Here is a 6,157-nt window from a genome sequence, read left to right on the forward strand (position 1 = left end):
CCCCCCCCCATGCACCAACACCGGGCGGATCCCCACACAGGCCAGAAAGACGATGTCTCGGAGCACCTCGGCCCGTCGCTCTTGGTGCACCATGGCTGCGCCGCCGTATTTGATGACAATAACGCGGCCCTGGTACTGCTGAATGTAGGGTAAAGCCTCGATGAGGATCTGCGCCCGCGTAAGGGGATCACACGCCGACCCGGTCACCTCAGAAAGGGAAGAGTTGGTTTGCACCGCCGTAAGTCCCTAGAAGTCCAGAAAACCTGACCTAGAGTATCCCATTCTGCTTGCAAAGCAGATCTCAGGCTTTGGGCGTCAACTGGTGGTTTTTTTCAAGCTCGCTTCCCCAACCCAAGGACAATTTGGTTGAGGAATCGCCGTCAATCTTCAGGTATGGAACGGGATCGCCAGCAAAGGCAATAGGGACAACCCCAACCAGGCCCAACCCCGAATGGAAGAAGAATGGGGTAGGGGATCGACGGGCCCTGACTCTGCCTGCTGCAGCAGGGCATCGATACGCTCCTGCAGCCGTTGCCCTGAGTCTGAACTCACGGTCATTGCAAAGCCAACCCAAGCTGCCGCTGGTTGCTCCACCACGCCATAGCCCACCACCTGCAGCAGGGCCTCTCCCAACAACAAGGGATCCACCCGTTGGGCCGCCCAGCGATCCGCCCGCAGCTCCCGCAGAGTGAGCAATTCCTGCCAGAGGGCCTCGGTGTTGGGCAGCCAGCCGGTGAGGCGTCGCAGCCAGCCCACCCCAAACATCCACAGGGTGTCGCGGTAGTGGCGATGGGCTTCTTCGTGAGCGATTACAGCCCGCAAGTGCTCATCATCCAACTGCTCCAGCAGGCCGCGGCTGACCACCAACTGGGCATTCCACACCCCCACTTGGGCAGCAAAAGGGATCTCCAAATCCAGCACATAGGCCGGAGAGCCATGCAAATCCACCTGGGCCAGAGCTTGCAGATGGGCACGTCGATAGGAGCGCCAGTATTCCCAAATCCAGTGCAAGGCCACGCCGCCGGCCACGGCCAGCAACAGCAGGGCACAGCCGTAGCAGAACCAGCCCCCCACCCCGGCCATTTGTCCCCACGGCCCCATCCAGGCCAAGGCCAAAGCAGTGGTCAGCAACAGCAGCGGGGGCAGCAAGAAGTGGGTCCAAGCCCGCTGCCAACGTCGGCTCCACCCGCCCCCCTTATCCAGGCGCACTTGCACCCGCCACAGCCAACTGAGGCCCAAGCCCAGCAATAACATGCCCAAGTGGCTCATCGCGGATCCCTCCTGGCTTGACGGGCCACCCGCAGCCGTTCGGCAATCGCCTGCAACTGGGACACACTGGCCTGATCCAGGCTATCGGCAAAGGCTGCCACCGTATCGGGATCCCCTACAGCCAAAAACTGCTGCAGGTGGGTGAAGGCCCTGAGGCTGGCCGCTTCCTGACGAGAAAGACGAGGCCGCCACAGCATCGGCAAATGCCGCCCTTGGGGATCGGTGCGGCGCTCACAGCTCACCCAGCCCTTCTGGCTTAAGCGCTGCAAAACTGTAGTCACAGAGGCATAGGCCAGCTCCCGATCCGGATCGGCCAAGATGCGCTCGTGGATTTGACGGGTGCTGGCACTGCCCAGATCCCAGAGGATGTCCAAGATTTCCGACTCCAGAGGGCCCAGCGACAGTTGCTTGGGACGATGCTTGGGCAACATGAGCCTTTGCCGGTGTAGGAATTTCTATCTAGCTAGATTAACTGTTGGAGTCTCAAGCCCCGCAGCCATTTTAAGGATCCGCTAAGCTCGAAGATGGTGGTTCTTCGTACTGTTTCTTCCCATGGCTGCTCCCACCTACCACACCATCACCTTCGGCTGCCAAATGAACCGCGCCGATACCGAGCGCATGGCCGGGATCCTGGAGTCCCTGGGGTATGTGGCCACCGAAGATGAGTTGCAGGCGGACTTAGTTCTCTACAACACCTGCACCATCCGCGACAATGCTGAGCAGAAAGTCTATTCCTACCTGGGCATCCAGGCGCAGCGCAAGCGCAAGAACCCGGCCATCAAGCTCATTGTGGCCGGCTGTGTGGCCCAGCAGGAAGGGGAGAAATTGTTGCGCCGCGTCCCTGAGCTGGATCTGGTCATGGGCCCCCAGTACGTGAACCGCCTTGGGGATCTGTTGGCGCAGGTGGAAGCCGGAAACCAGGTGGTGGCCACCGATCCGGTTGAGATCCCAGAAGACATCACCAAGCCCCGTCGCGACAGCCAGGTCACTGCTTGGATCAACGTTATCTACGGTTGCAACGAGCGCTGCACCTACTGCATCGTGCCGCGGGTGCGAGGGCAAGAGCAGTCCCGCCAGCCCCAGGCCATCCGCGCCGAAATCGAAGACGTGGCCAGAGCAGGCTATCGAGAGGTGACGTTGCTGGGGCAGAACATCGATGCCTACGGACGGGATCTGGATCCGAAAACCAACCTGGCCAGCTTGTTGCGCTTCGTCCATTCGGTGGAAGGTATTGAACGGATTCGCTTTGCCACCAGCCACCCGCGCTACTTTACCGAGGAGCTGATCGCCACCTGCGCCGAGCTGCCCAAAGTCTGCGAGCACTTCCACATTCCCTTCCAGGCGGGCAGCAACGAAGTGCTCAAGCGGATGCGGCGCGGCTACACCCACGAGCGCTATCGCCAGATCATCCAGCTCATCCGCCAATACATGCCCGAAGCCGCCATCAGCGCCGATGCCATTGTCGGCTTCCCGGGAGAGACCGAAGCTCAGTTCCAAGAAACCCTGCAACTGGTGCAGGACATTGGCTTTGACCAAGTGAACACCGCCGCCTACTCCCCTCGTCCCGGCACCCCTGCCGCCGAGTGGCCCGACCAAGTGCCCGAGGAGGAAAAAAGCGACCGCCTGCAACGGCTGAACCGACTGGTGGCCGAGGTGGCCGCCGCCCGCAGTGCCCGACTCCTAGGCCAGGTGCAAGAGGTGCTGGTGGAAGGCCCCAACCCGAAAAACCCCCGCCAGGCAATGGGGCGTACCCGCGGCAATCGCTTGGTGTTCTTTGAAGGGGATCCAGAGCAACTGAAGGGATCCCTGGTGCCGGTGCGCATTACCGCCACGCGAGCTTTTTCGCTGACCGGAGAGGCAGTTACCGTCCGCGCGAGCGGGCCATAGGATGAAGGCTCTCACAAACACAACTTTCCCCAGTTCCCTCTTGTCCGATTGCGCCGGCGGAGCGCCTCTCCAGGGAGCTGTTTCGCTGAGAAAAACCATGCCCTCCTGGGTGAACAGCTTTAAGGCAACCGCCAGGCAGTCACTGCCCTTTCCGCCACGCCGACCAGGGCACAACCACCGCCCTAGCTAGCTTTCTTCCGCGCAGCAGTAGAACGGAGCTTCATACACAACGTTTTGGCAACAGCAACAGGCCGGCGCTGGAACAGGCCCCGAATACCTGCCCTGCCTAGCGCAAGATTTCAAAATCCAAAACGGGCTCTGTCTGGGTCACGCGGTAGTACCCGGCCTGGGTACGAACCGAAGCCTGATAGGGGCTGGGCAAATCCAGCGAGCGCAGGGGTGGGATGTTGGTGCGCTGGTTCAGCAGCGTGGTGAAGAAGGCGGTGGTCTGCCGGGCCTGGGAGCGCACCACCTCCTCAGGGAAAATGACCGGATCCACATTCCTGCCTGTATCCAACAGGATCCTATCCAGGGCATCTCCCACCGGATAGGAAGGATAGGCAATTTGGGCCAAGGCGGATCCAATCGGGATCCCGGCGGACAGACAACCCAGAAGAATGGCCAAAGTCAGACGCATGTGCTGGGATTCCTCCTGCGCTACAGCTTTTCCTCAACACCGGAAAAAAGGGGAGGTTGGACGTTGCCAATCAACCTTGATCCCCGTGCAGCCTACCTTTTGACCGGCGGCTAGAGCGGATTCTACTCGAAATGCCTCAATTGGCAACCGCCTGCAACCCAATGGAGGGCCAATATGACAAAGGATCTCGCCGCCGACTAGGATCAGGATGCTCTGCTTGGGATCCTTAGACCTGTGAGTGTTTGTGTTCGCATTGCCCCCAGCCCAACCGGAAATCTGCACATCGGCACCGCCCGAACGGCAGTGTTCAACTGGCTGTATGCCCGTCGCCACGGTGGCCGGTTCATTTTGCGCATCGAGGACACCGACCGCGACCGCTCTTTGCCCCGCTACACCCGCAACATTTTGGCGGGCCTGGCCTGGTTGGGCCTAGACTGGGACGAAGGGCCGGTCTACCAATCCAAGCGCATCGAGCGCTATCAAGCGGTGGTACAGCAGCTTCTGGATCGAGGGTTGGCCTACCGCTGCTACGTCAGCGAGGCGGAGCTGGAGGAGATGCGCGCTGCCCAGAAGGCCGCCGGCAAAGCCCCCCGCTACGACAACCGCCACCGCTTTCTCACCGAAGCCCAGCGACGGGCCTACGAAGCCGAGGGTCGGCAGCCGGTGATCCGCTTCAAAATCGAGGAGCCCCTGGAAGTGTCTTGGGTGGATCTCATTCGCGGCCCCATTACCTGGAACACCCAGGACTTGGGGGGGGATATGGTCATTGCCCGGGCGGATGGCTACCCTCTCTACAACTTGGCGGTGGTGGTGGATGATATTGACATGGGCATCACCCATGTGATTCGCGGCGAAGATCACATCGGCAATACCCCCAAGCAGATTTTGCTCTACCGCGCTCTTGGCTACGAACCTCCCCAGTTCGCCCATTCTCCTTTAATCCTGAACCCGGAGGGGAAAAAGCTCTCCAAACGGGATGGGGCAACTTCGGTGACGGAGTTCCAGCAGCTGGGCTTTTTGCCGGAAGCTCTCAAGAACTATTTGGCTTTGCTCAGTTGGTCTCCTCCAGATGGGGAAGAGCTTTTCTCTCTGGAAAAGGCGGCTGCGCTGTTCGACTTTGACCGGGTTAACCGTGCGGCTGCCCGCTTTGACTGGGACAAGCTCAACTGGATCAACAGCCAGTACATCAAGCGGCTTTCTCCGCCAGAACTGGTAGAACGGCTCACCCCCTTTTGGCAGGCGGCAGGGTTTGACCTTTCCGAGGTGCCGGATCCCACCTGGTTGGAAGATGTGGCCCGCCTGATTGCCGATGGTATCGACCGCCTGGCAGAGGCTCCTCCGCTCAGCCGCTTTTTGTTTCAGGAGCCCCTCAGCTACACGTTGCCAGCTCTGGAACAGTTGCGCCTGCCTGGGGTGGCAGAGGCTATGGCTGCAATGGCCACCACGTTGGCTGCTGCCGAGCTGCCCCAGGTTTCGGCGGACAGCTTAAAACCGCTGGTGGATCAGGTGGCCAAGGGCCAGAACATGAAAAAGGGCCTGCTGATGAAGAGTTTGCGGGCCGCCCTGACAGGGGATCTGCAGGGGCCGGATTTGCTGGAATCTTTTGCCCTTCTCCAGCGGCGGGGCTGGGCTTTGGGGCGGTTAGAGGCTGTGCAGAAGTTGGTTCCTTGTTGATGGAAGCCCATCTCTTGCTGTCATGCCTTCGGTTGCCTCTGTTGAAAGTGCTCCGCACCGCTGCCGCAATCGGGATCCCATGCTGTCACGCCAGCTACAGGCTGCAAACCAAATTGTCCAAGAACTGGTGCTGCTCTCTTCTCAGTTGTCTTCCCCATCCTCTTCGGACTCTGTAGAGACGAGGGAGCTGGAGCAGTGTGTGCTCAAGTTGGCCCAGACCTTGGTACGGCAGATGGTGGATCGTCTGGGTGCAGCCTCAGCTCGCCTTTGGTTTTTCGACCCGCAGGAAGGATGTTTTCAGTCGGTGGCCCATGCCGGCCTGCTCAGCCCTGCTCACGACCAAATTCAGCGGATCTACCCTGACGACAGCCCTTTGGGACGGGTGGCCCAGGAGGGGCTGCCGCTTTTGAGCAACAATCCCGCCCAAGAAGCCTGGATGCCCGCCCCGGAGTGGGTGAAGGCCAATGGCTTGCGAGGCTTTGTTGCCTACCCGATTAACCGGGGGGAGGAGCGGCTGGGGGCTTTGGCTCTGCTGAGCCGGACACCTCTGGAAGCCAGCTTTCTGATTGTCAAACACGCGGGGGCACGGCGCATCGATCTCATCATTCAGCCCAAGGCGCAACAGGACGCGGGTTCCTCTACCAACCCTCAGCTAGAAATCGCAGGAGCCCCGCACTGTACCCGTAGGGT

6 protein-coding genes and 1 pseudogene are annotated in these 6,157 nt (G+C 60.5%); 3 read left to right on the plus strand and 4 right to left on the minus strand.

The window, feature by feature from the left end; all coding sequences use genetic code 11:
• The 3 genes and pseudogenes from NW843_RS02410 to NW843_RS02420 form a co-directional block, all read right to left on the minus strand.
• Nucleotides 1-207, minus strand: a pseudogene (locus tag NW843_RS02410) (acetylglutamate kinase); the annotation flags it as partial.
• 180 nt (nucleotides 208-387) lie between these two features.
• Entirely contained in the window at nucleotides 388-1,269 is an 882-nt protein-coding gene (locus NW843_RS02415) for a M56 family metallopeptidase (RefSeq protein WP_414522013.1), read from the minus strand.
• Nucleotides 1,266-1,700: a BlaI/MecI/CopY family transcriptional regulator gene (locus NW843_RS02420; RefSeq protein ID WP_414522014.1), complete on the minus strand. Its 435-nt coding sequence runs from the start codon at nucleotides 1,698-1,700 to the stop codon at nucleotides 1,266-1,268. Before NW843_RS02420 ends, NW843_RS02415 begins: the two co-directional genes overlap by 4 nt.
• Nucleotides 1,701-1,821: 121 nt before the next feature.
• On the opposite strand from NW843_RS02420, the gene miaB reads away from it, so the two are divergent.
• Complete coding sequence (miaB, locus tag NW843_RS02425; protein ID WP_414332191.1) at nucleotides 1,822-3,156, plus strand: tRNA (N6-isopentenyl adenosine(37)-C2)-methylthiotransferase MiaB; 1,335 nt, start codon at nucleotides 1,822-1,824, stop codon at nucleotides 3,154-3,156.
• 286 nt (nucleotides 3,157-3,442) lie between these two features.
• Here the strand turns inward: miaB and NW843_RS02430 are convergent, their stop codons facing one another.
• On the minus strand, nucleotides 3,443-3,793 hold the full coding sequence (locus NW843_RS02430; RefSeq protein ID WP_011433285.1) for a hypothetical protein: 351 nt from the start codon (nucleotides 3,791-3,793) through the stop codon (nucleotides 3,443-3,445).
• A 234-nt stretch (nucleotides 3,794-4,027) separates the two neighbouring features.
• Between NW843_RS02430 and gltX the strand changes: the two genes are divergently transcribed.
• Nucleotides 4,028-5,467, plus strand: a complete 1,440-nt coding sequence (gene gltX / locus NW843_RS02435) for a glutamate--tRNA ligase (RefSeq protein WP_414423601.1) — start codon at nucleotides 4,028-4,030, stop codon at nucleotides 5,465-5,467.
• A gap of 79 nt (nucleotides 5,468-5,546) precedes the next feature.
• Nucleotides 5,547-6,157: GAF domain-containing protein (locus NW843_RS02440; RefSeq protein ID WP_414522015.1), on the plus strand; the 611-nt coding region annotated here is incomplete at its 3' end.

Origin of the sequence: Synechococcus sp. R5-12, assembly GCF_047502655.1 — a bacterium.
GTDB lineage: Bacteria > Cyanobacteriota > Cyanobacteriia > Thermostichales > Thermostichaceae > Thermostichus.